A 21,470-nucleotide genomic window follows, 5' to 3' on the forward strand; every position below is an offset into this window, starting at 1 on the left:
CGATGATCCCCTGAGCCTATTTTGCTCCGGACAGTGTCACCTCGCGTGATCCTGCGCAAGATCGCCGAGCAGCCCTGCAGCGACCGCGAGCTTGGAGATGCTCGGCTCGCCGCTGTCGACGATCGCCGATATCTCCTTACCGATCCGCTCCACTTGAGACCTGTCGGCGGCGAGCCAGGCCTCAACGGGGTGGGCTTCATCCGCATGATCGGTAAGAGCCTTACAGACAATAAGGCGCCGTGCCTGACCGATACGATCAAGGCTGCGTGTCAAAGCGAGGCTATCGTAGTGATCCGAAGGCTGTAGTCGCCGCGCGTTCTCGATGATGCGGCCGATCCTGAACGCTTCGGAGACAGCGAAGAAACCTTGCATGGCCGCCGCGAAATCTGCATCCGTGCGCTCTGCGATCTGCAGAACCTCCGGCAGAAGCTGGAGGGTCTGTAGATTGACGACCTCGGTTGCAATGGCTTCCGGCGCCCCGGCTTCAACGAGTTCGGCAATCTGCTCGTTGAAATGCTGCCGAAGAACCGCCGGAAGGGCTGCCGCGAAGACAGGCGTCGCGGTCTGCACGGCAGCGGAAAGCTGCGCGACAGCCTCTCCGAGCGTTCCCTTCGAAAGGCCGGTGTCGATCAGCAGGCGTGTCATCGCAACATAGACTTCCGAGACGATGGAATAGAGCCTGTTTTGTGTCTGGCCCGGCATCTGGGCATCCAGTGCATCGAGCCTCTCCCAGAGAGCACTGAGCCCCAAAGCATCGCGTGTGACCAGCGCCGCTTTCACCACATCGTCGGGCGCCCCCCCTGTGGCATCGCCGACGGAGACGATAAAGGCCGGCCCGCCGCGGTTAATGGCGTGATTGGCAAGCACAGTCGCGATGATTTCGCGGCGGAGACGATGATTGGCGATATCGCCAGCAAACCGCTCCCGCATCTCGGCCGGGAAATAGTTGAACAAGGTCGCTTCGCAATAGGGGTCATCCGGCAGGTCGGACTCGATCAGCTGATCGAAGAGTGCGATCTTGGCATAGGAGAGCAGCACGCCAATTTCGGGGCGGGTCAGCGCCTTGCCCGAGACATAACGTTCCGCAACCGCCGCGCCATCCGGCAGCGTCTCGACCTTTCGGTTTAGGCGCCCCTGACCCTCCAGGTAATCCATAAGCCGGCTAAGTTGCTCGCGATTCCCTGCCTCTTTTGCCTCTGTCAGCGAGATGGCCAATGACTGCAAATAGTTGTTGCGCAAGACGAGGTGGCCAACCTCATCCGTCATAGCCGCCAGCAGAATATTGCGCTTCTCGCGCGGCAGGCGACCATCCTGCATCGCAGGGCTGAGCGCGATCTTGATATTGACCTCGACGTCGGACGAATTAACGCCCGCCGAATTGTCGATGGCGTCCGAATTGCAGCGTCCACCATTCAGTGCATAGGCAATGCGCCCCTTCTGGGTGACCCCAAGATTGGCCCCTTCGCCGATGACCTTCGCGCGCACTTCGTCGGCGTTGACGCGGATTGCATCATTGGCCCGATCGCCCACTTCCGCGTCGGTCTCGGTCGGCCCTTTGATGTAGGTCCCGATCCCGCCGAACCACAGCAGGTCGACCGGGGCCTGCAGGATCGCCGTCATGATGTCGAAGGGTGTCACAGTTTGCGTAGTCAGGCCGATGGCTTCGGCCGCCTCGGGGGTCAATGTGACCGACTTCTCCGAGCGCGAGATGATCATGGCACCCGCAGAAAGCGCTGCCCGATCATAATCCTGCCAGCTCGACCGCGGCAGGGCGAACATCCGGCGGCGTTCGGCGAACGAGATCGCCGGGTCGGGCTTTGGGTCAATAAGGATGTCGCGATGGTCGAAGGCGGCGATCAGTTTGATCTGCTCGGACAGCAGCATGCCGTTGCCGAATACGTCGCCGGACATATCGCCAACGCCCGCAACGGTAAACGGTGTCGTCTGGATATCGACGTCGATCTCGCGGAAGTGTCTCTTAACGGTTTCCCACGCTCCCCGCGCGGTGATACCCATTTTCTTGTGGTCGTAGCCGGCAGATCCGCCGGACGCGAACGCGTCGTCCAGCCAGAAACCGGCGGCCTGTGCGAGACCATTGGCGGTATCCGAGAAGGTTGCCGTCCCCTTGTCCGCCGCCACGACGAAATACGGATCGTCCTCGTCGAGCCGGAGCGTATCGGCCGGCGGAACGACCTTGCCGGAAACGATATTGTCCGTGATGGAGAGGAGCGTGCGGATATAAGTCTTGTAAGCCTCGGTGCCGGCTGCCAGCCAGGCTTCCCGGTCGCTCGGCGGCGGCAGGAGTTTCGGAAAGAAGCCGCCCTTCGCGCCGACCGGCACGATGACCGCATTCTTGACCTGCTGCGCCTTCACCAGACCGAGCACTTCCGTGCGATAATCCTGGGCGCGATCGGACCAACGCAAGCCGCCACGAGCGACCTTGCCGAAGCGCAGATGCACGCCCTCGACCTCGACGCCATAGACGAAGATTTCGCGGAAAGGCCTCGGTTCCGGCAGACCATCGAGTTTGTGCGGATCGAATTTGAACGCCAGCATGGGGCGCGCGCTCTGCTGATAGCCCTTCTGGAAGAAATTCGTCCGCAAGGTCGCCTCGATGGCGTTGATGTAGCGCCGTAAGATCCGATCCTCGTCCAGGCTGCGCACGGCCCCGAGACCGCCTTCGAGTGAGGCGAGCAACTGTTCGTTCCGCTTTTCCCGCGCCTTCGCAGCCGCCGATGGGTCAAGACGGTTGCGGAACAAAGCGACGAGATCTGCAGCAATCGCCGGATGCTTGACCAGTGTCTCCGCCATGTAGTTCAGCGGGTAAACGGCACCGGCCTGACGCAGATAGGCGGCATAGGCGCGCAGGATAGAAGCCTCACGTGCGGTCAGGCCGGCAGCCAGGACAAGGCGGTTGAACCCGTCATTGTCGACCATGCCGGTGAAGGCTGCGAGGAAGGTGTCCTCGAGCAGTTTTCCGTGCTGGCGGATGTCGAAATGGATCGATGAGGGAGCTGCAAGCTCCATATCGTGCAGCACCACCGATTGGCGTTGGTGCCCCGAGGCTGCGATACCGATGTCGAAGGTGCGTTCGCTGATAACGCCGAAGCCCAGATTTTCCAGGAGCGGCACGCGCCGCGACAGCGGCAGATGATCGCCCGCATGAAAAATCTTGAGATAGAGCAGGGAGCCCTGCTCCCCATCCACCTGGTGGAACTCCAGCGAAATCGGCGCACCGGCGAGGCACGCTTCTATGTGGCGCAGGTCGTTGACCGCCTGCTCCGGGGTGAACGCTTCCTGGAACGCTTCCGTCACATCGAGATGGGGAGCCCCGGCCCCGGCCAGAGAAGCGAACCTGTCGCTCCAACGCGCGGTGATCCGACGCACGGCCTCTTCCAGCGTCGATTGCTCGATCTGCGGTGTCGTGCCCTCGCGGCGGCCGATGATGATGTGGACACGGGCCACGCCACCTTCCGGAAAGGCCGGATAATAGGCCGAGACGTGCCCTTTGTAGACCGAGCGGAAATAGTCGCCGATCTTTTCCCGCACCAGTGAATTATAGTCCTCGCGCGGCACATAGACGATCAACGAGACGAACCGATCGAAGTGGTCGATGCGCGGCAGAACGCGCACACGTGGGCGCTCGGAGAGATCATTGATCTGCTCGCAGAACTTCGCCAGCAATTCCGGCGTGATCTGAAACAGGTCGTCGCGCGGATAACTCTCCAGCGTGTTCTGCAGCATCCGCCCGGAATGGCTGCGCGGGTCGAAATCGAAATGCGAAACGACCTTTTCCACCTTCGCCCGCAGCAGAGGGATCTGGTTGACGGAACGGGTATAGGCGGTTGCGGTAAACAGGCCGACGATGCGCAATTCACCGACGACTTTGCCATTGGGGCCGAACCGCTTCACCCCCACATAGTCCATATAGGCCCGACGGTGGACGACGGACTTGACGTTCGCCTTTGTCACGATCAGGAAATCGGGGCCCTGCAGGAAGGCCAGAATTTCCGGGGTAGTGGTCACCTGATTCTGGCCCTGGCGCAGAACGAGCACATCGGGATCCGACAGAATGCCGAGGCCGCTACCAAGATCACGCTCGACCGTCGCTTTCTCGCCTTCACCCGAATAGGTGTATTCGCGCATGCCGAGGAAGGTGAAATTGTTGTTGCGCAACCACTCGAGGAAGGCAATGGCCTCCTCGCGTTCCGCCTCGCTGCGACCCGCCGAAAGCGCCCGCAATTCGGAGAGCGCCTCTTCGAGAAGGCCGAGCATCGGCTTCCAGTCGGAAGCAGCCATTTTCACTTGCGCCAGCACGTGGTCGATGCGGCGAATGAGTTCCTCAGCCTGTTCCTGGTTCAAAGGTGCAAGGTGCAACTGGATATAGCTGACCTTGATCGCCCCCTCCGGATCCTGGTCCGGATTGGACAGGGAGACGTTGCCGTCCGGCGTGACCGCAAGAATGGGGTGAATGGCCATGTAGATGTCGCGGTAAGCGCTGGTCACCTCGCCCATCAACGAGTCATAGAGAAACGACTTGTTGTGGTCGACGATCGAGAGCACGCTGACCGGAATACCGTTCGGTCGTACGGAGGCCAGGGTTTCGATACGGATATGCGGTTTTTGCCTGTCCCAAGCGGCAAGGTCCTCTGCGGCGCGTGCCGAGGAGTGGGCGAGCATATCGGCAGGGTAACGGTCGAGGTCGTCGTTGCTGGCGCGACCGAAGATCATGGAAGGAGCGATGAATGCCACTCCCAGCTTGCCGGCGGTTTCATCGGCGGATCGCAACAGGTGATCTCGCTTGGGGTTGCCCGTCCTGGTCATGTGCCTCTCCTTCGGCAGCGGCTGTTAGCCGTCATGATTCTGCAAATGTTTTGCGAAAGTATGTATGAATCGAAAATGAGGGCAAATTCGGCGAAAAGCGCTCCGAAAAGTGAGAAAAATCCGATTTTCTCGTAAAAAATAGACGCAAATCGAACCAAAAGATCGATTTTCAATCCGAAAGTGCCGAAAATGCATGAGCAGTCGCAGAACGCCGTCATCGTGATTTCCAGCCATGTCGTGCGGGGTTCGGTGGGCAACCGTGCCGCCGTCTTCGCATTGGAAACTTTGGGACACCCGGTCTGGGCCATGCCCACGATCGTCATGCCATGGCACCCCGGAAAGGGGCCATCGACGAGGCTGCGCTTTGCCGACTCAGAGTTCGAGAGCGCGATCGATGATCTGGTGAAAGCACCCTGGCTTGGAGAAGTCTCAGCGATCCTCACGGGCTATTTCGGCAGTCCCGCGCAACCGGCTGCTGTCGCTAAACTGGTTCAGGCAGCCAAGGCGGCCAATCCGCGGCTCATTTATGTCTGCGATCCGGTCATGGGTGACCTCGGTGGATTGTATATACCCGAGGAAACGGCGGCGGCAATTCGCGATCACCTCATTCCTCTTGCCGAAATCGCCACTCCCAATCGCTACGAACTTCAGTGGATGGTCGGCAGCAGCTTGAACAGCAATCAGACGATCATGGAGGCCGCACTTTCGCTCGGACCGCCACGCATGCTCGTGACATCGGCCATACCCATGATGACGGGGGGCACAGGCAATCTGCTCCTGTCCGGTCGCAACGCCATCCTCGCCGAACATCGCCTGATCGACAACCCACCCAACGGACTTGGTGACTTGCTGGCCGCTGTCTTTCTGGCGCGCATATTGGAGGGTCTGGGTGAGGAGAAGGCCTTGCAGCTTGCCACCGCCAGCGTCTTCGAGGTCCTGGCCCGAACCACAAAGCGGGGCGGCGATGAACTGACGCTGGAGAGTGATGCCACCAGTCTGTCCACTCCAATGGCGCTGGTTCAGATGCGTCGCCTGATGCACCCGGCCCAGCGCCCGCGCAAGCCGGGCTGAGACAGACATCGAATCGCCCCGCGCAACGGCGCACTGTTGCCTTGGGGCCCCATGCCCTGTAAGCCGAAATCCATGAGCAGCTTTCCGTCTACCCTCCTTAGCGGTTACCGCAACTTCATGAGTGGCCGCTATGTCGACCAGCGCGAGCGTTACCGCGTCCTTGCCGAGCAGGGACAAAAGCCCCATACGCTCGTTGTCGCCTGTTGCGATTCCCGCGCGGCGCCCGAGATGATCTTCGATGCAGATCCGGGCGAGCTCTTTGTCGTGCGCAATGTCGCAAACATGGTGCCGCCCTACGAGCCGGACGGTCAGTACCACTCGACGTCCGCTGCGCTTGAGTTTGCCGTTCAGGCCCTGCGGGTCAGGGACATCATTGTCATGGGACACGGACGCTGCGGCGGCATAAGAGCTGCTCTGGACCCGAATGCCGAACCGCTGTCGCCGGGTGACTTCATTGGCAAGTGGATGAACTTGGTGGCGCCAGCCGCTGAGCAGATTCAAGGGAATTCCGTAATGACCGCGGTCGAGCGTCAAACGGCGTTGGAGCGCATCTCGATCCGCAATTCCATCAGCAACCTGCGCACATTCCCTTGCGTGAAGATCCTGGAGGAGCGCGGCAAGCTGCGCATCCACGGAGCTTGGTTCGACATCAGCAATGGTGAACTCTGGCTGATGGACCCGCAGACACGCGACTTCGTCCGCCTGGATGGACAGGACGGCTGAGCCGAGCACCGTCTCCTGCACTGGTCTTGTCGAAAACCAGCCTCTGCGAGGCTGGTCACGCTATTCGTGCGGCGCGACGAGATCTCCGTCGCGCCGGATTAGCCTTTACTCAGCGTCGATACGAGCGCCGATATAGGCGATGGCCTGCTGGTATACGGTAGCCGCATTCCATCCCTGGATCGCAGCAAAATTCGGTTCGCCCTGCTGATAACCGGCACCGGCCTGCCAGCCATGGCCCTTCAGAAAATTCGCCGTGGAGGCCAATGCATCGGCTCTCGAATGCACGAGATCGATGTGGCGATCACCGTCTCCATCGGCACCGAAGCGAACGACGTTGCGCGGCAGAAATTGCGTCTGCCCGATTTCGCCGTGTGCCGCCCCCTTGGCGTTGATGTCGAGATTTCCGGCCTGAACGAGTTCAAGCGCCGCATAAAGCTGATCGGTGAAGAACTCGCTGCGGCGGCAATCGAAGGCAAGTGTCGTCACTGCGGACAGGGTGTGCTCCTTGCCGAGGAAGGAACCGAAGCCGGTTTCCATGCCCCAGATGGCAATCAGCGGACCGGCCGGAACGCCATACTGGCGCTCGATCTTTGCGAAGAGAGCAGCGTTGCTCTTCTTCATGCCTTTGCCACGACTGATGATCGCCTGCCCGCCGCGCTTTTGCATGAACTGGTCGAAGGAGAGCTTGAAGCTCTTCTGACCGCGGTCTGCGCTGATCGTGCTGCGGCTGTAGCTGACGGAGCTGAAGACTTGGTCGAGCATGCGCTGGCTGAAGCCTGCTCCGGCAGCCTGTTCCTTGAAGGCTTCTGTCCATTGCTCAAAGCCGGCGGAGGTATTGCTACAAGCAGCAGCGAGTGCCGAGCCCGAACCAGCGAATATGGAAACCACTGAAATCAGGGCTGCGGACAATGTGAAGTTCAGTCGCATCAAGGCCTCGTCATTGACTGTTTTGAGTAGGGCGCACCATGGCAGCGAAACATGATCATGTCATCAATCAACCCCTAATGAAGCGCAGCACATGCCTGAAAGTGGATCACATTCGCATGAGACAGAAGGGTTCTCCGCCCGGCTGAACGCCGGGCGGTCGTCGAGATGCGATCAGTTGGCCCCGGCGCGAGGTGCGATCAGGCCCCGGTTCACCAGCAGTTCGGCGATCTGGATGGCGTTGAGTGCTGCACCCTTGCGCAGGTTGTCGGAAACGACCCACATGTTGAGACCGTTTTCGACCGTCGCGTCTTCGCGGATACGCGAGATGTAGGTCGCGTCTTCACCGGCGCATTCGACCGGGGTGATGTAGCCACCGTTCTCGTGCTTGTCGATCACGAGGCAACCCGGCGCTTCGCGCAGGATGTCGCGAGCCTGATCCGCCGTGATCTCGTTTTCGAACTCGAGGTTGACGGATTCCGAATGGCCAATGAAGACCGGAACACGCACGGCAGTGCAGGTCACCTTGATCTTCGGATCCAGCATCTTCTTGGTTTCGGCCAGAACCTTCCACTCTTCCTTCGTATAGCCATCTTCCATGAAGCTATCGATGTGCGGAATGACGTTGAAGGCAATGCGCTTGGTGAACTTCTTCGATTCGACCGGATCGGCAACGAAGACGGCGCGGGTCTGGGTAAACAGCTCGTCCATGCCTTCCTTGCCGGCGCCGGACACTGACTGGTAGGTCGAGACGACGACGCGCTTGATCTTTGCAAAGTCATGTAGCGGCTTCAGCGCGACGACAAGCTGGGCGGTCGAGCAATTTGGGTTGGCAATGATATTGCGCTTCTTGAAATCGACCACAGCATCCGGGTTCACTTCCGGAACGATCAACGGCACGTCAGCGTCGTAGCGCCAGGCAGACGAGTTGTCGATGACGACGCAACCCTGTGCGCCGATCTTCGGCGACCACTTCTGCGAGATGGTGCCGCCGGCGGACATCAGGCAAATGTCGGTCGTAGAGAAATCATAGTGCTCCAGGTTCTGAACCTTGAGAACCTTGTCGCCAAAGGAGACTTCGGTACCCTGTGAACGGGCGGACGCCAGTGCGACCACTTCCGACGCCGGAAAGCCACGTTCGGAGAGGATGTTCAGCATTTCGCGACCGACATTGCCGGTGGCGCCTACGACTGCAATCTTGAAACCCATGTCAATGCTCTCTTTCTGTCTCTCCGCGGATGGTGAGGAGGAAGCCTGCGAGGGTGCGCAGCCTTACCTGTCCCCGGCCGTGCCGGGGAGAGAGCGGTGGCCGAAGACGTCAGACGGTTTTAGTCGTCGTTTTGGCCTTGGTCGTGGATGCGAGAGAAATGCATGCGCCGCCGGCAGCAGGTTGCTGCAGGTGGTTTGAGACCGCGAAGGACTGCCCGAAAGCGTGCATGAACCGAATTCCTCTTCGCGGCGAGGGATTACAAGGTTTTTGCGTCGAGTCAAGCCGCGCGCGCGCCACAGAAGACGAAAACGCCGTGCGGCAGCGGCAGGCGGCAGTTCCGCTAGAAGCGCCCGCTGTCCCCATGACATTCCCGCCCTTGCTTGGTCGTGGCTCTCATGGAACAAGACTGCATTTCCCATGGAGCACTGCATGGTCCTTTCCATTCGCGACCTGACGCCTGACGATCTCCCTTCAGTAACGGCCATCTACGCCGATGCCGTCCTCAACGGCACCGCAAGTTATGAACTCGTGCCGCCGGATCTCGATGAGATGACGGCACGCTTCAAGGCGATCACCGGGAAGGGATATCCCTATATCGCAGCGGTGGACGAGGTGGACACACTGCTCGGCTATGCCTATGCGTCGGCTTTTCGCACCAGACCCGCCTATCGCTGGCTGGTCGAGGATTCGATCTATGTTGCCGAGCAGGCGCGCGGCCTGGGGGTCGGGAAAGCGCTCCTCAAGGCGCTGGTGTTACGCTGTGAGGCCCTCGGTTTCCGACAGATTGTGGCGGTCGTTGGAGGTGCGAGCGAAGCCTCTGTTGCGGTCCACCGCTCCTGCGGTTTTTCCTTTGCCGGCCGCCTCGACGGCACGGGCTTCAAGCATGGCACTTGGCTCGACACCATCTTCATGCAAAGACCGCTTGGCGAGGCACAGAGCAGCAATCCTGACCTCTCCACGTATCCGGGTACGCTTGCCTAACAGTCAGTCATGCGCCTTCAGGCTCTTGTCGAAGACCTTCAGCACCTGCTTCAGGTCATGGCCGCGCTTGAGGATCCGGCCGTCTGTCGCCACCACCGCGAAGGCACCCTGCTTGGCTGCAAGTTTCGGGTTCTTCTCGATGCGATAGAGTGGATATTCTCCAGCCCGTTTGAACACTGAAAAGACAGCCTTGTCCTTGAGGTGGTCGATGGCATAGTCCCGCCAGTCGCCTTCCCCGACCATGCGACCGTAGATCCAGAGGATGGCGTCCAACTCGCGGCGATGAAACGTGACGGGCAAGGGATCGAGAGACTGCCGGTAGATCTCCAGATCGACCACGCTTGTCGGACTTTTATCGGCGCCCTCGGCGTCCTGACGCTGCCCTTCAGGCTGCTCGGTCATCAATGCTCCTCGAGCTCTCATTCATGACTATCGGAGGACAGTGTGCCTGACACGGCCTGAAATGCAAGCGCGGAAGGCTCTGAGTCAGGTCACCGGACTCAGCGTCCCCGGTTGAGAAAGCGACTGAGAAGCAGATCTCTGAGACGGGCGGCGATCGGCGACAGCCGTTTTCCGTTGACGGTGATCAGATGGTAGGGCGTAACCACGATCGGGGTGTCGAGCGGCAGGGTGCAGAGATCGCCTACAGGGGTTTGCCGACAGAGAAGGTCTGAAACTTCGCGCGACATCGGCGCGATTGCATTGGACGATGCCAGCATCGCGATCATCACAAGCAGAGACGTCGTGTTAACGATGTTGCGCGGAATTGGTGCGCCCTCTTCGATAAACACATTCTCGACCGCTTGCCGCAGAGGCGTGCCGGGCGCCTGCATGATCCAGGGAAAATGTGCCATATCGGAGAGATTGAGGCGATCCACATTCACAAGCGGGTGCGTCCGCCGCACCACAATCTCGACCTCCTCCATGGTGGCGCCTTCGACGTGAAACTGTCGTGCATCGATCCCGGGCGGTATCCGCCCCAGAACGAAATCATATTGCCCCGAAAGAAGGTCACGGATCATCTCGCCGCTGGAGGCCACGTCCACATGGATGTCCACCGTCGCGGCTTCGGCTTTCAACGCCTTGATAGCAGGAACCACGTAGCCGACCGCACCGCCGGTCACGGCACCGACCCGCACCTTGCCCGTCAGTCCGCGCCGAATCGCGTCTACCTCCCGCCCCGCTTCGCGAATCTCCTCCAGGACATTCTGCGCCCGGCGGATCAGTGCACTGCCGACCGCCGTCGGCTCCATACCCTTCGGGGTTCTGACGAAAATTGACGATCCGACATAGCGCTCGATCTCTCCCAGCATCCGGGATGCGGCGGGTTGAGTAAGCGCAAGTGACTGAGCAGCAAGGCTTAATTGTCCCAGCTCGGCAATCGCGCTGACGAGGCTAAAATGTTTGGGCTGCAGTCGGTAAATATGGTTCTCGGACATGAACGATATATCAACTACGGTATGCAGAAAGTCAAAATAATCATTTGATCGGTATATGAGGCAGGATAAGAGTCCCAACGGAGCTGGGGGCTGCTGCGTCAGCCGCTCGTTCTTGTTTTTCAGCGAGTGCCAGGAGGAGCTTGGCCTCGCACGGTATGACCAGGGAGGTTACCATGAAGAAACTTGGAGCCCTGATTGCATCTTTTGCAATCGGCATCGCATCCTTTACACCCTTCGCCTATGCACAGGACAAGGGCGTCGTCGGCATTTCCATGCCGACCAAGACCTCGACCCGCTGGATCTCCGACGGCGAGACCATGGAAAAGCTGTTCAAGGAAGCTGGCTACACGCCGGACCTGCAGTTCGCTGACGACGATATCCCGAACCAGCTCGCCCAGATCGAAAACATGGTCACCAAGGGTGCCAAGGTTCTCGTCATCGGCGCTATCGACGGCACGACCCTCTCCGACATCCTGCAGAAGGCTGCTGATGCCGGCGTCAAGGTTATCGCTTATGACCGCCTGATCCGCGACTCGGGCAATGTCGACTACTACGCTACCTTCGACAACTTCCAGGTCGGCGTTCTCCAGGCCACCAGCCTTGTCAACGGTCTGAAGGCAAAGTTCCCGGACACCAAGCCGTGGAACGTTGAACTCTTCGGCGGCTCGCCGGACGACAACAACGCCTTCTTCTTCTATGACGGCGCAATGTCGGTCCTGCAGCCCCTGATCGACAGTGGCGACATCGTCATCAAGTCCGGCCAGATGGGCATGGATCAGGTTGGTACCCTGCGTTGGGACGGCACGGTCGCCCAGGCTCGCATGGAAAACCTGCTGTCCTCGACCTACACCGAAGACAAGTTGCACGGCGCTCTCTCTCCGTATGACGGCCTGTCCATCGGCATCCTGTCGGCTCTGAAGGGCGTTGGCTACGGTTCTGGCGACATGACCATGCCGGTCGTCACCGGTCAGGACGCCGAACTGCCGTCCGTCAAGTCGATCCTCGCTGACGAACAGTACTCGACCGTCTTCAAGGACACGCGCGAACTGGCAAAGGTTGCCGTTTCGATGGTTGACGCGATCATGGGTGGCAAGACCCCCGAGATCAACGACGAAAAGACCTACAACAACGGTGTGAAGGTCGTTCCGTCCTACCTGCTGAAGCCTGTCGCTGTCGACAAGGCCAATGCCAAGGACGTTCTCGTCGGCGCCGGTTACTACACGGCCGACCAGATCGACAACTGATCCTCAGGATCATTCTCGGGTCCGCGAGCTATCGCGGACCCATTTTCTGTATGCTTTGAAGGAGCTCGCGCCTTTGGCTTGACACTCGTCGCCAATGGCTGCCGGAATTCTGCCCATGGACAACATCATTCTCGAGATGCGCGGCATCACAAAGACATTTCCGGGCGTCAAAGCCCTGGACAATGTCAGCTTCAAGGTGCGCGAGGGCGAGATTCACGCGCTCGTCGGCGAAAACGGTGCCGGCAAGTCGACCCTGATGAAAGTGCTCAGCGGCGTTTATCCCGCCGGAACTTATGACGGCGACATCTTCTATGATGGGGAAGTTCGTCGCTTCAGCACGATTTCGAATAGCGAAGAGCTCGGCATCATCATCATCCACCAGGAACTGGCCCTTGTGCCGCTCCTATCGATCGCCGAAAACATTTTCCTCGGCAACGAAATTGCCAACAGTGGCGTCATTCAGTGGCCCCAAACCTTTGCGCGGACGAAAGAGCTGCTGGCGAAGGTCGGCCTGAAGGACAGCCCCTCTACGCGCATCACCGATATCGGCGTCGGCAAGCAGCAGCTGGTTGAAATCGCCAAGGCGCTATCGAAGAAGGTCCGCCTGCTGATCCTGGACGAACCGACCGCTTCGCTCAACGAGACGGATTCCGACGCCCTGCTCACCCTGCTGATGGAATTCCGTAAGCAGGGGATGACCTCGATCATTATCTCCCACAAGCTCAACGAAATCCGCAAGGTCGCCGACCAGATCACCATTCTGCGCGATGGCGGCACCGTAGAGACGCTCGACTGTCATACCCAGGAAATCACGGAAGACCGGATCATCAAGGGCATGGTCGGCCGTGACATGGAAGACCGTTATCCGCCCCGCGACCCGAAGATCGGCGACGTGCTCCTGGAAGTGAAGAACTGGAACGTCTTCCACCAGAACCACCGCGACCGGCAGTTCCTTCACGATGTGGCCTTCAACGTGCGCGCAGGTGAGGTCGTCGGTATCGCCGGTCTCATGGGTGCAGGTCGCACCGAAACCGCCATGAGCCTCTTCGGCAAGTCCTGGGGCCACAAGATCACCGGCGACGTGCTGATGCATGGCAAGCCCGTGGATGTCTCGACAATCCCCAAGGCGATTGATGCCGGCCTCGCCTATGTGACGGAAGATCGCAAGCATCTCGGCCTGGTCCTGCAGAACAACATTAAGGAAAACACCACGCTGGCAAACCTGAACGGCGTTTCCAACGGTGCCGTCATCGACGACCGCAAGGAAGCCAAGGTTGCGACCGATTACCGTCAGAAACTTCGCATCCGGTCGCATTCGATCTATCAGGAAGCGGTCAACCTATCGGGTGGCAACCAGCAGAAGGTCGTTCTGTCCAAGTGGCTGTTTACCAATCCGGAAGTGCTCATTCTCGACGAACCGACGCGCGGCATCGATGTTGGCGCCAAGTTCGAAATTTATACCATCATCAACCAGCTTGCCGCCGAAGGTAAGGGCATCCTGATGATCTCCTCGGAGATGCCCGAACTGCTCGGAACCTGCGATCGCATCTACGTCATGAACGAGGGGCGCATCGTGGCCGAACTGTCCAAGGAAGAAGCAAGCCAAGAGTCCATCATGCGTGCCATCATGCGCTCTGGGGAGAAAAACTAATGGCCATTGATACAAGAACCGAAACCCCAAAGGTCTCAGTGGGTGATTACCTGCGCAAGAACATCCGCGAATACGGCCTTCTGCTCGCGCTAGTCGTCATCATGGTGCTGTTCCAGGTTCTGACCGGCGGCGTGCTGTTCCGGCCCGTCAACATCACCAACCTCGTCCTGCAGAACTCGTTCATCGTCATCATGGCCTTGGGCATGCTGCTGATCATCGTCGCAGGCCATATCGATCTCTCTGTCGGCTCGATCGTCGCCTTCATCGGCGGCATATCGGCGATCATGCTGGTCAAATGGGGCTGGCATTTTGCTCTGGTCGTTCCGCTGTGTCTGGTGCTCGGCGCCGCGATGGGTGCCGCCCAGGGCTATTGGGTCGCCTATCAGAAGATCCCGTCCTTCATCGTGACCCTTGCCGGCATGCTCGTCTTCCGCGGCCTGACCTATGTCGCGCTCGGTGGCCGCCCGATCGGTCCGTTCCCGAAGGAATTCACCCTTCTCTCCACCGGCTTCATCCCGGACTTCCTGCCACTGACCGACACGGCGGTGACTGGGATCGCGAACCACGTCGCCATTATCGCAGTCGTCGCTCTTGTCGCTCTCGCTATCTATTCGGGCATGAAGAACCGTCGCCTGAACGATGAACACGGCAGCGAGAACGAGCCATTCGTCTTCTTCGTCGCTCAGATGGGCATCATCAGCGCGGTCGCCATCTTCCTCGGCTACCAGCTCGCCACCTATCGCGGTCTGCCGAACGTCCTCGTCGTAATGGGCATACTGATCGCGCTCTACTCCTTCGTCACGTCTCGCACGACCATCGGCCGCCGGATCTACGCGCTGGGCGGCAACGAAAAGGCTGCCAAGCTTTCGGGCATCAACACCGAACGCCTGGTATTCCTGACCTTCGTGAACATGGGTGTGCTTGCCGCACTTGCCGGCATGATCATCGCGGCGCGCCTGAATTCTGCGACCCCGAAGGCGGGCGTTGGCTTCGAGCTCGACGTCATCGCGGCCTGCTTCATCGGTGGCGCGTCGGCATCCGGCGGCGTGGGCAAGATTACCGGTGCAGTCATCGGCGCCTTCATCATGGGTGTCATGAACAACGGCATGTCGATCATGGGTATCGGCATCGACTACCAGCAGCTCATCAAGGGCCTCGTGCTTTTGGCTGCTGTCTTCTTCGACGTTTACAACAAGAACAAAGCAGTCTGAGGATAGGCTTATGTTTCTCTCGCAATTGAAGACTGGCGGCGTCATTTGCCGCCAGGGTGAGGCCGCGCGCCTTGTCCCCGGCTACAACACCACTTACGACCTCGCCAAGGCGGCCATTGCCGCCGGAACGACCGTCGCAGCTATGATTGAAAAGCAGGGCGCAGGCGATACGGTTGACCTGCTCGCACTTGCCGGCGAAGGCAAACTCGATTGCCCGGTCCGACATCCGGATCCGGCCCATATGTACCTGACCGGTACGGGTCTGACCCACACCGGTTCGGCATCGGCTCGTGACAGCATGCATGCCGACACCGCCGGCATGAGCGACTCGATGAAGATGTTCCGCATGGGCCTCGAAGGCGGCAAGCCGAAGCCCGGCGAAATCGGCGTGCAGCCGGAATGGTTCTACAAGGGCAACGGCTTCAATGCAGTCGCTCCGGGCGAAGACCTCGTCTCGCCCTCCTTCGCGCTGGATGGCGGCGAAGAACCGGAAATGGCAGGCTACTACATTATCGGCGACGACGGCACTGCGCATCGTCTCGGTTTCTCGATCGCCAACGAGTTTTCCGATCACGTGACGGAAAAGCTCAACTACCTGTTCCTTGCCCATTCGAAGCTGCGCCCGGCCTCATTCGGCCCGGAACTGCGCGTCGGCGCGCTCCCGGATCACGTGGAAGGCACCTCGCGCATTCTCCGTGGCGGCAAGACCGTGTGGGAAAAGCCGTTCCTGTCGGGTGAGACCAACATGTCCCACACGATCGCCAACCTTGAATACCATCACTTCAAGTATGCGCTGTTCTGCCAGCCGGGCGACCTGCACGTCCATATGTATGGAACGGCGACCCTTTCCGTGGCGGACGGCTTCGTCACACAGGAAGGCGACGTATTCGAAATCGAGTCCCCGCAATTCGGTCTTCCGCTGCGCAATCGCCTCGCCAAGGCTGCCGCAGAGACCGTCAAGGTGAAGATGCTCTGAGCGGATCGGTCACCGACCCGCCCATTTTTCCAGAGACAGGACAAAAGCTATGAGCAAGTTCAAACCGGCGGCCTGGCCGCGCCAACTGAGATCTCAGCACTGGTATGGCGGGACGTCCCGCGACACGATCTATCACCGTGGCTGGATGAAGAATCAGGGTCACCCGCACGACCTGTTCGACGGTCGCCCGGTTATCGGCATCCTCAACACCTGGTCGGACCTCACGCCCTGCAACGGTCACCTGCGCGAACTCGCTGAAAAGGTGAAGGCAGGCGTTTGGGAAGCGGGTGGCTTCCCGGTCGAGATCCCGGTCTTCTCGGCATCGGAAAACACCTTCCGTCCAACGGCGATGATGTATCGCAATCTCGCCGCCCTTGCCGTCGAGGAAGCCATGCGCGGCCAGCCGATCGATGGCGCGGTTCTGCTTGTCGGCTGCGACAAGACCACCCCGTCGCTCGTTATGGCCGCTGCCTCGACGGACCTTCCGTCGATCGTCGTCACCGGCGGTCCGATGCTGAACGGCTATTTCCGTGGCGAGCGCGTCGGCTCCGGCACGCATCTGTGGAAGTTCTCCGAAGCCGTCAAGGCGGGTGAGATGACCCAGGAAGAGTTCGTGGAAGCGGAAGCATCCATGTCCCGATCGAGCGGCACCTGCAACACGATGGGCACTGCCTCCACCATGGCTTCCATGGTTGAAGCCTTGGGCATGGCGCTCTCCGGCAACGCTGCCATCCCGGCTGTCGACAGCCGCCGTAAGGTGATGGCGCAACTCTCCGGTCGCCGCATCGTGCAGATGGTCAAGGACGACCTGAAGCCTTCCGACATCATGACCAAGGAAGCCTTCGAGAACGCCATTCGTGTCAACGGTGCGATCGGCGGCTCGACCAATGCCGTCGTGCACCTGCTCGCCATGGCCGGCCGCGTCGGCATCGACCTGACGCTCGACGACTGGGACCGCCTCGGCCGCGACATCCCAACCATCGTCAACCTGATGCCGTCGGGCAAGTACCTGATGGAAGAGTTCTTCTATGCCGGCGGCCTGCCTGTCGTCATCAAGCGCCTCGGCGAAGCCGGCAAGCTGCACAAAGATGCGCTCACGGTTTCCGGCGTCAGCATCTGGGACGAAGTCAAGGATGTCCGCAACTGGAACGAGGACGTCATTCTTCCGGTCGAAAAGGCACTGACGCAGCAGGGCGGCATCGTCGTCCTGCGCGGCAACCTCGCGCCGAAGGGTTGCGTGCTGAAGCCATCTGCTGCTTCCCCGCACCTGATGAAGCATCGCGGCCGCGCCGTGGTCTTCGAAGACATCGACGACTACAAGGCGAAGATCAACGACGAGGCGCTCGACATCGACGAGACCTGCGTCATGGTGCTGAAGAACTGCGGTCCGCGCGGCTATCCGGGCATGGCCGAAGTGGGTAATATGGGCCTGCCTCCGAAGGTTCTGCGCAAGGGCATCACCGACATGGTCCGCATCTCCGATGCCCGCATGTCCGGTACCGCCTATGGAACTGTCCTCCTGCACACCTCGCCGGAAGCTGCCCGTGGCGGTCCGCTCGCCATTGTCCGCAACGGCGACTTCATCGAGATCGACGTCGATGCCCGCAAGGTGCATCTCGATATCTCGGAAGAGGAAATGCAGCACCGTCTGGCCGATTGGCGCCCCTCGGTCGAACCGCCGGCAAGCGGTTATGCGAAACTCTTCCATGATCATGTCGAGGGCGCCGATACCGGTGCAGACTTTGACTTCCTGAAGGGCTGCCGCGGTTCGCCGGTCGGCAAGGATGCACACTGAGGAACCTGATCATGGCAGATCGTATCCCGCTCGCGCTCGTGGGCATCGGCAAGATTGCCCGCGACCAGCATATTCCGTCGATCGCTGGTGGTAACGACTTTGTCGTTGCCGCCGGTGTCAGCCGTCACGGCAAGGTCGAAGGTGCGGAAAACTTCACAGACTTCGATGCCTTTCTGGCTGCCCGCCCGGACATCAAGGTCGTCTCGCTCTGCACGCCGCCGGAAGTCCGTTTCGACATGGCCAAGGCCGCGATCGCGGCCGGTCGCCACGTATTGATGGAAAAGCCGCCGGCCACGACCTTGGGCGAGGCAGAAGCCCTAAGCGAGATCGCCGCCAAGGCTGGCGTCACGCTCTTCGCCACCTGGCACTCACGTTTCGCCCTCGGTGTCGAGCCGGCAAAACAGTGGCTTTCGGACAAGGTCATCCAGTCGATTTCGATCGTCTGGAAAGAAGACGTCCGCCGCTGGCATCCCGGCCAAGCCTGGATCTGGGAACCGGGTGGTTTCGGCGTCTTCGATCCGGGTATCAATGCTCTCTCGATCCTGACCGAGATCGTGCCTGGTCACATCATGGTTCAGAAGTCGACGCTTGAGTTTCCGGAAAACAAGAAGCAACCCATTGCCGCGTCCATCGCCATGCGGACCGTCGAAGGCGCGCCTGTTACGGCCGAATTCGACTGGCGACAGGAAGGCCCGCAGACCTGGGATATCACTGTCCAGACGAATGAAGGCGAACTGCGCCTTTCAAAGGGCGGTTCGGAACTCTATATCGGGGGTAAGGAACAGGCGTCTGGCCCGGATCGCGAATATGCGGGCATCTACGAACGCTTCGCCAAGCTTATCCGCTCTCGCCAGAGCGACACCGACTACCAGCCGCTGCGCATTGTGGCGGATTCCTTCCTCTGCGGAGAGCGGAAAGTCGTCGCTCACTTTGAAGACTGAAATCAAAAGGAGGCCCCTCCCATGGCCTATACACCGACCGGAAAACACCTGATCGCCGGCAACTGGGTTACCAGCACCGATACTTTCTCTTCTTCCCCCGCAACCGGCGCATCGCACACCTTCTCAAAGGGTACGCCGGCTTTGGTCGACCAGGCAGCGAAGGCCGCAGAAGAGGCCTTCGAAACCTATGCTTATTCGACACGTGAAGAGCGTGCGGCCTTCCTTGAGGCAATCGCAGAGGAAATCGATGCGCGCGGCGACGCGATCACCGAGATTGGCAGCCAGGAGTCCGGCCTGCCGGAAGCCCGGCTGATCGGCGAGCGTGGTCGTACCGTCGGGCAGCTTCGTCTCTTCGCCGCCCACATCCGCAAGGGTGACTACCTCGATCGCCGCCATGATGAGGCTCTGCCTGACCGCAAGCCCCTGCCTCGCTCAGATCTCAGGATGATTCAGCGTCCAATCGGGCCCGTCGCCGTATTCGGTGCGTCCAACTTCCCGCTCGCCTTTTCGACGGCAGGCGGTGACACGGCGGCGGCGCTGGCTGCCGGTTGCCCCGTGGTAGTCAAGGCCCATGATGCTCATCCGGGCACGGGTGAAATCGTCGCCTCTGCCATCGATGCCGCGATAAAGCGTTGCGGCGTGCATCCGGGCGTATTTTCGCTGGTGCATGGTGGCAGCCGCGAAGTCGGCCAGGCCCTCGTCCAGCATCCGCTGATCAAGGCGGTCGGCTTCACCGGCTCGCTTGGCGGCGGTCGCGCGCTGTTCGACCTCTGCGCCCAGCGTCCGGAGCCGATCCCGTTCTTCGGCGAGCTCGGCTCAGTCAACCCGATGTTCATGCTGCCCAAGGCTGTTGCTACTCGCGGCGAAACCATTGCCAAGGGCTGGGTCGGTTCGCTCACCATGGGAGCCGGCCAGTTCTGCACGAACCCGGGGATCGTCGTCCTGTTGAAGGGCAGCGATGCGGACAAGTACGTCGAAACGGCAACGGAAGCGCTGTCTGCTGTCGGTCCGCAGACCATGCTGACGGACGGTATCGCCGATGCTTACCGCAAGGGTGCAACGCGCATTGCCGGCACCGAAGGGGTTCGTTCGGTTCTGACCTCAACCTGCGACCTGCGGAATGCCACGCCATACCTCTTCCAGACTACAGCCAAGGACTGGCTCGAAAACCACGTCCTCGGCGAAGAAGTATTCGGACCGCTGGGTCTCATCGTCATCGCCGACAGCGAAGACGAAATGGTCGCGATGGCGCGGAGCCTGTCGGGACAGCTGACGGCTTCGCTGCACCTGGATGCAGGCGACGAAGCGCTTGGAAAGCGCCTAATGCCGATCCTGGAGCGCAAGGCGGGCCGCGTGCTCGCCAATGGCTTCCCGACCGGTGTGGAAGTGGCTGACTCGATGGTCCATGGCGGTCCCTACCCGGCCTCCACGAACTTCGGCGCTACGTCTGTCGGCACGCTGTCCATCCGCCGCTTCCTGCGGCCGGTCTGCTTCCAGGACATTCCGGCCGCCCTGCTGCCGGTGGACCTGGCCTGAGGTAGAAGCAGTGACTACAAAGCCGTTTGCCGCCCTGGTCGACTGGGGCACCAGCAATCTCCGCCTCTGGCTGACTGACAGCCAGGGCGGGGTCCTCGCCGAGCGGCAATCGGCAGAAGGCATGGGCAACCTCGATCGCTCGGCCTATCCCGCTATTCTTGAGGGCCATTTGTCGGCCCTTGGGGCAGAATCTGACTTGCCTGCGGTCATCGCCGGAATGGCCGGGGCTCGGACGGGTTGGCGCGAGGCACCTTATGTGGAAACGCCTGCGCCGCTCATTGGCCTCTTTCAGCACGCCGTGATCCCGGATGGCGTTACGCGTCCCGTCTACATCCTGCCGGGCGTTTGCCAACGCGAGAACGGCCGCTATGACGTTATGCGGGGCGAGGAGACGCAGCTTGCCGGCGCTCTAGAACAGGGCCTCGACAACGCGTTGTTTTGCCTGCCGGGCACTCATTCCAAGTGGGCAATGGTAGAAGACGGGCACATTCGCCGTTTCTCCACAGTCATGACGGGTGAGTTGTTCCATCTGATCAGCCGGCAGTCGATCTTGCGGCTGTCAGTTCCGGAAGATGCGGACGCAGAAGCGGATCCGGACATTTTCAACGCGGCAGTGGACGCTGCTCTCGCGCCAAACTTTGCCTTGACCTCCACGCTTTTCTCCATCCGCGCCGAAAGTCTTCTGTCCCAAGGGACGAAGATCAATGCCGCCGCCCGCCTCTCCGGACTTCTGATCGGCGCAGAAATTGCCGCCATCCAGTCGGATCTGAGACGCTACGGCAAGGCCTACCTGATCGGGACGGGCAAGCTGACGCGTCTTTATGCGCGCGCCATTGCCAGAGCCGGCGGGGAAGCGGTCATGCTCGATGGCGGGCTGCTGGTCCGTCGCGGCCTGCTCGCTAGCGCTTTTTCATTGTTCGACCACGAATTCAAGGAATGACCCC

General features: G+C 60.4%; 16 protein-coding genes. 11 read left to right on the plus strand and 5 right to left on the minus strand.

Features of this window, described 5'->3' with window-relative positions:
• Positions 1–36: 36 nt before the first annotated feature.
• Positions 37–4,824, minus strand: a complete 4,788-nt coding sequence (locus FJQ55_RS16160) for an NAD-glutamate dehydrogenase (RefSeq protein ID WP_140829738.1) — start codon at positions 4,822–4,824, stop codon at positions 37–39.
• Between the two features lie 189 nt (positions 4,825–5,013).
• Here FJQ55_RS16160 and pdxY point away from each other — a divergent pair, with 189 nt between their 5' ends.
• Together pdxY and FJQ55_RS16170 are read left to right on the plus strand one after the other, a co-directional pair.
• Positions 5,014–5,895: a pyridoxal kinase PdxY gene (gene pdxY, locus FJQ55_RS16165; RefSeq protein WP_140829739.1), complete on the plus strand. Its 882-nt coding sequence runs from the start codon at positions 5,014–5,016 to the stop codon at positions 5,893–5,895.
• A gap of 72 nt (positions 5,896–5,967) precedes the next feature.
• Positions 5,968–6,618: a carbonic anhydrase gene (locus FJQ55_RS16170; protein WP_140829741.1), complete on the plus strand. Its 651-nt coding sequence runs from the start codon at positions 5,968–5,970 to the stop codon at positions 6,616–6,618.
• 105 nt (positions 6,619–6,723) lie between these two features.
• Here the strand turns inward: FJQ55_RS16170 and FJQ55_RS16175 are convergent, their stop codons facing one another.
• Positions 6,724–7,545, minus strand: a complete 822-nt coding sequence (locus tag FJQ55_RS16175) for a lytic murein transglycosylase (protein WP_140829743.1) — start codon at positions 7,543–7,545, stop codon at positions 6,724–6,726.
• A 171-nt stretch (positions 7,546–7,716) separates the two neighbouring features.
• Positions 7,717–8,751 carry an aspartate-semialdehyde dehydrogenase gene (locus FJQ55_RS16180; protein ID WP_140829745.1) on the minus strand — a complete coding sequence of 345 codons (1,035 nt, stop codon included), beginning with the start codon at positions 8,749–8,751 and terminating at the stop codon, positions 7,717–7,719.
• 430 nt (positions 8,752–9,181) lie between these two features.
• Here FJQ55_RS16180 and FJQ55_RS16185 point away from each other — a divergent pair, with 430 nt between their 5' ends.
• Entirely contained in the window at positions 9,182–9,733 is a 552-nt protein-coding gene (locus FJQ55_RS16185) for a GNAT family N-acetyltransferase (RefSeq protein WP_140829747.1), read from the plus strand.
• A 3-nt stretch (positions 9,734–9,736) separates the two neighbouring features.
• Here the strand turns inward: FJQ55_RS16185 and FJQ55_RS16190 are convergent, their stop codons facing one another.
• On the minus strand, positions 9,737–10,135 hold the full coding sequence (locus FJQ55_RS16190) for a DUF2794 domain-containing protein (protein ID WP_140829749.1): 399 nt from the start codon (positions 10,133–10,135) through the stop codon (positions 9,737–9,739).
• Between the two features lie 98 nt (positions 10,136–10,233).
• On the minus strand, positions 10,234–11,250 hold the full coding sequence (locus FJQ55_RS16195) for a LysR family transcriptional regulator (protein ID WP_246085162.1): 1,017 nt from the start codon (positions 11,248–11,250) through the stop codon (positions 10,234–10,236).
• 95 nt (positions 11,251–11,345) lie between these two features.
• Between FJQ55_RS16195 and chvE the strand changes: the two genes are divergently transcribed.
• From chvE to FJQ55_RS16235, 8 genes are all read left to right on the plus strand, one after another.
• Entirely contained in the window at positions 11,346–12,416 is a 1,071-nt protein-coding gene (chvE, locus tag FJQ55_RS16200) for a multiple monosaccharide ABC transporter substrate-binding protein (protein WP_140829751.1), read from the plus strand.
• A 115-nt stretch (positions 12,417–12,531) separates the two neighbouring features.
• The gene (gene mmsA / locus FJQ55_RS16205; RefSeq protein ID WP_113377975.1) at positions 12,532–14,067 is read left to right on the plus strand and encodes a multiple monosaccharide ABC transporter ATP-binding protein; all 1,536 of its coding nucleotides are present in this window, start codon (positions 12,532–12,534) and stop codon (positions 14,065–14,067) included.
• Entirely contained in the window at positions 14,067–15,278 is a 1,212-nt protein-coding gene (gene mmsB / locus FJQ55_RS16210) for a multiple monosaccharide ABC transporter permease (RefSeq protein ID WP_062282000.1), read from the plus strand. The genes mmsA and mmsB overlap by 1 nt, the downstream gene beginning before the upstream one ends.
• 10 nt (positions 15,279–15,288) lie before the next feature.
• Entirely contained in the window at positions 15,289–16,254 is a 966-nt protein-coding gene (araD1, locus tag FJQ55_RS16215) for an AraD1 family protein (protein ID WP_140829753.1), read from the plus strand.
• A 49-nt stretch (positions 16,255–16,303) separates the two neighbouring features.
• Positions 16,304–18,049: an L-arabinonate dehydratase gene (gene araD, locus FJQ55_RS16220; protein ID WP_140829755.1), complete on the plus strand. Its 1,746-nt coding sequence runs from the start codon at positions 16,304–16,306 to the stop codon at positions 18,047–18,049.
• A gap of 11 nt (positions 18,050–18,060) precedes the next feature.
• Positions 18,061–18,990, plus strand: a complete 930-nt coding sequence (locus tag FJQ55_RS16225) for a Gfo/Idh/MocA family protein (RefSeq protein WP_140829758.1) — start codon at positions 18,061–18,063, stop codon at positions 18,988–18,990.
• Between the two features lie 21 nt (positions 18,991–19,011).
• Positions 19,012–20,526, plus strand: a complete 1,515-nt coding sequence (locus FJQ55_RS16230) for an aldehyde dehydrogenase (NADP(+)) (RefSeq protein WP_140829760.1) — start codon at positions 19,012–19,014, stop codon at positions 20,524–20,526.
• A gap of 10 nt (positions 20,527–20,536) precedes the next feature.
• Positions 20,537–21,466, plus strand: a complete 930-nt coding sequence (locus FJQ55_RS16235) for a 2-dehydro-3-deoxygalactonokinase (RefSeq protein ID WP_140829763.1) — start codon at positions 20,537–20,539, stop codon at positions 21,464–21,466.
• Positions 21,467–21,470: the final 4 nt, after the last annotated feature.

The sequence above is a fragment of the Rhizobium glycinendophyticum genome, from assembly GCF_006443685.1.
In the GTDB taxonomy this organism is placed as follows: domain Bacteria; phylum Pseudomonadota; class Alphaproteobacteria; order Rhizobiales; family Rhizobiaceae; genus Allorhizobium; species Allorhizobium glycinendophyticum.

What these genes read in the sequence shown, in the direction of transcription:
- FJQ55_RS16160 (WP_140829738.1), bottom strand. Translation starts at nt 4,824, where the DNA reads ATGACCAGGACGGGCAACCCCAAGCGAGATCACCTGTTGCGATCCGCC.
- pdxY (WP_140829739.1), top strand. Translation starts at nt 5,014, where the DNA reads ATGCATGAGCAGTCGCAGAACGCCGTCATCGTGATTTCCAGCCATGTC.
- FJQ55_RS16170 (WP_140829741.1), top strand. Translation starts at nt 5,968, where the DNA reads ATGAGCAGCTTTCCGTCTACCCTCCTTAGCGGTTACCGCAACTTCATG.
- FJQ55_RS16175 (WP_140829743.1), bottom strand. Translation starts at nt 7,545, where the DNA reads ATGCGACTGAACTTCACATTGTCCGCAGCCCTGATTTCAGTGGTTTCC.
- FJQ55_RS16180 (WP_140829745.1), bottom strand. Translation starts at nt 8,751, where the DNA reads ATGGGTTTCAAGATTGCAGTCGTAGGCGCCACCGGCAATGTCGGTCGC.
- FJQ55_RS16185 (WP_140829747.1), top strand. Translation starts at nt 9,182, where the DNA reads ATGGTCCTTTCCATTCGCGACCTGACGCCTGACGATCTCCCTTCAGTA.
- FJQ55_RS16190 (WP_140829749.1), bottom strand. Translation starts at nt 10,135, where the DNA reads ATGACCGAGCAGCCTGAAGGGCAGCGTCAGGACGCCGAGGGCGCCGAT.
- chvE (WP_140829751.1), top strand. Translation starts at nt 11,346, where the DNA reads ATGAAGAAACTTGGAGCCCTGATTGCATCTTTTGCAATCGGCATCGCA.
- mmsA (WP_113377975.1), top strand. Translation starts at nt 12,532, where the DNA reads ATGGACAACATCATTCTCGAGATGCGCGGCATCACAAAGACATTTCCG.
- mmsB (WP_062282000.1), top strand. Translation starts at nt 14,067, where the DNA reads ATGGCCATTGATACAAGAACCGAAACCCCAAAGGTCTCAGTGGGTGAT.
- araD1 (WP_140829753.1), top strand. Translation starts at nt 15,289, where the DNA reads ATGTTTCTCTCGCAATTGAAGACTGGCGGCGTCATTTGCCGCCAGGGT.
- araD (WP_140829755.1), top strand. Translation starts at nt 16,304, where the DNA reads ATGAGCAAGTTCAAACCGGCGGCCTGGCCGCGCCAACTGAGATCTCAG.
- FJQ55_RS16225 (WP_140829758.1), top strand. Translation starts at nt 18,061, where the DNA reads ATGGCAGATCGTATCCCGCTCGCGCTCGTGGGCATCGGCAAGATTGCC.
- FJQ55_RS16230 (WP_140829760.1), top strand. Translation starts at nt 19,012, where the DNA reads ATGGCCTATACACCGACCGGAAAACACCTGATCGCCGGCAACTGGGTT.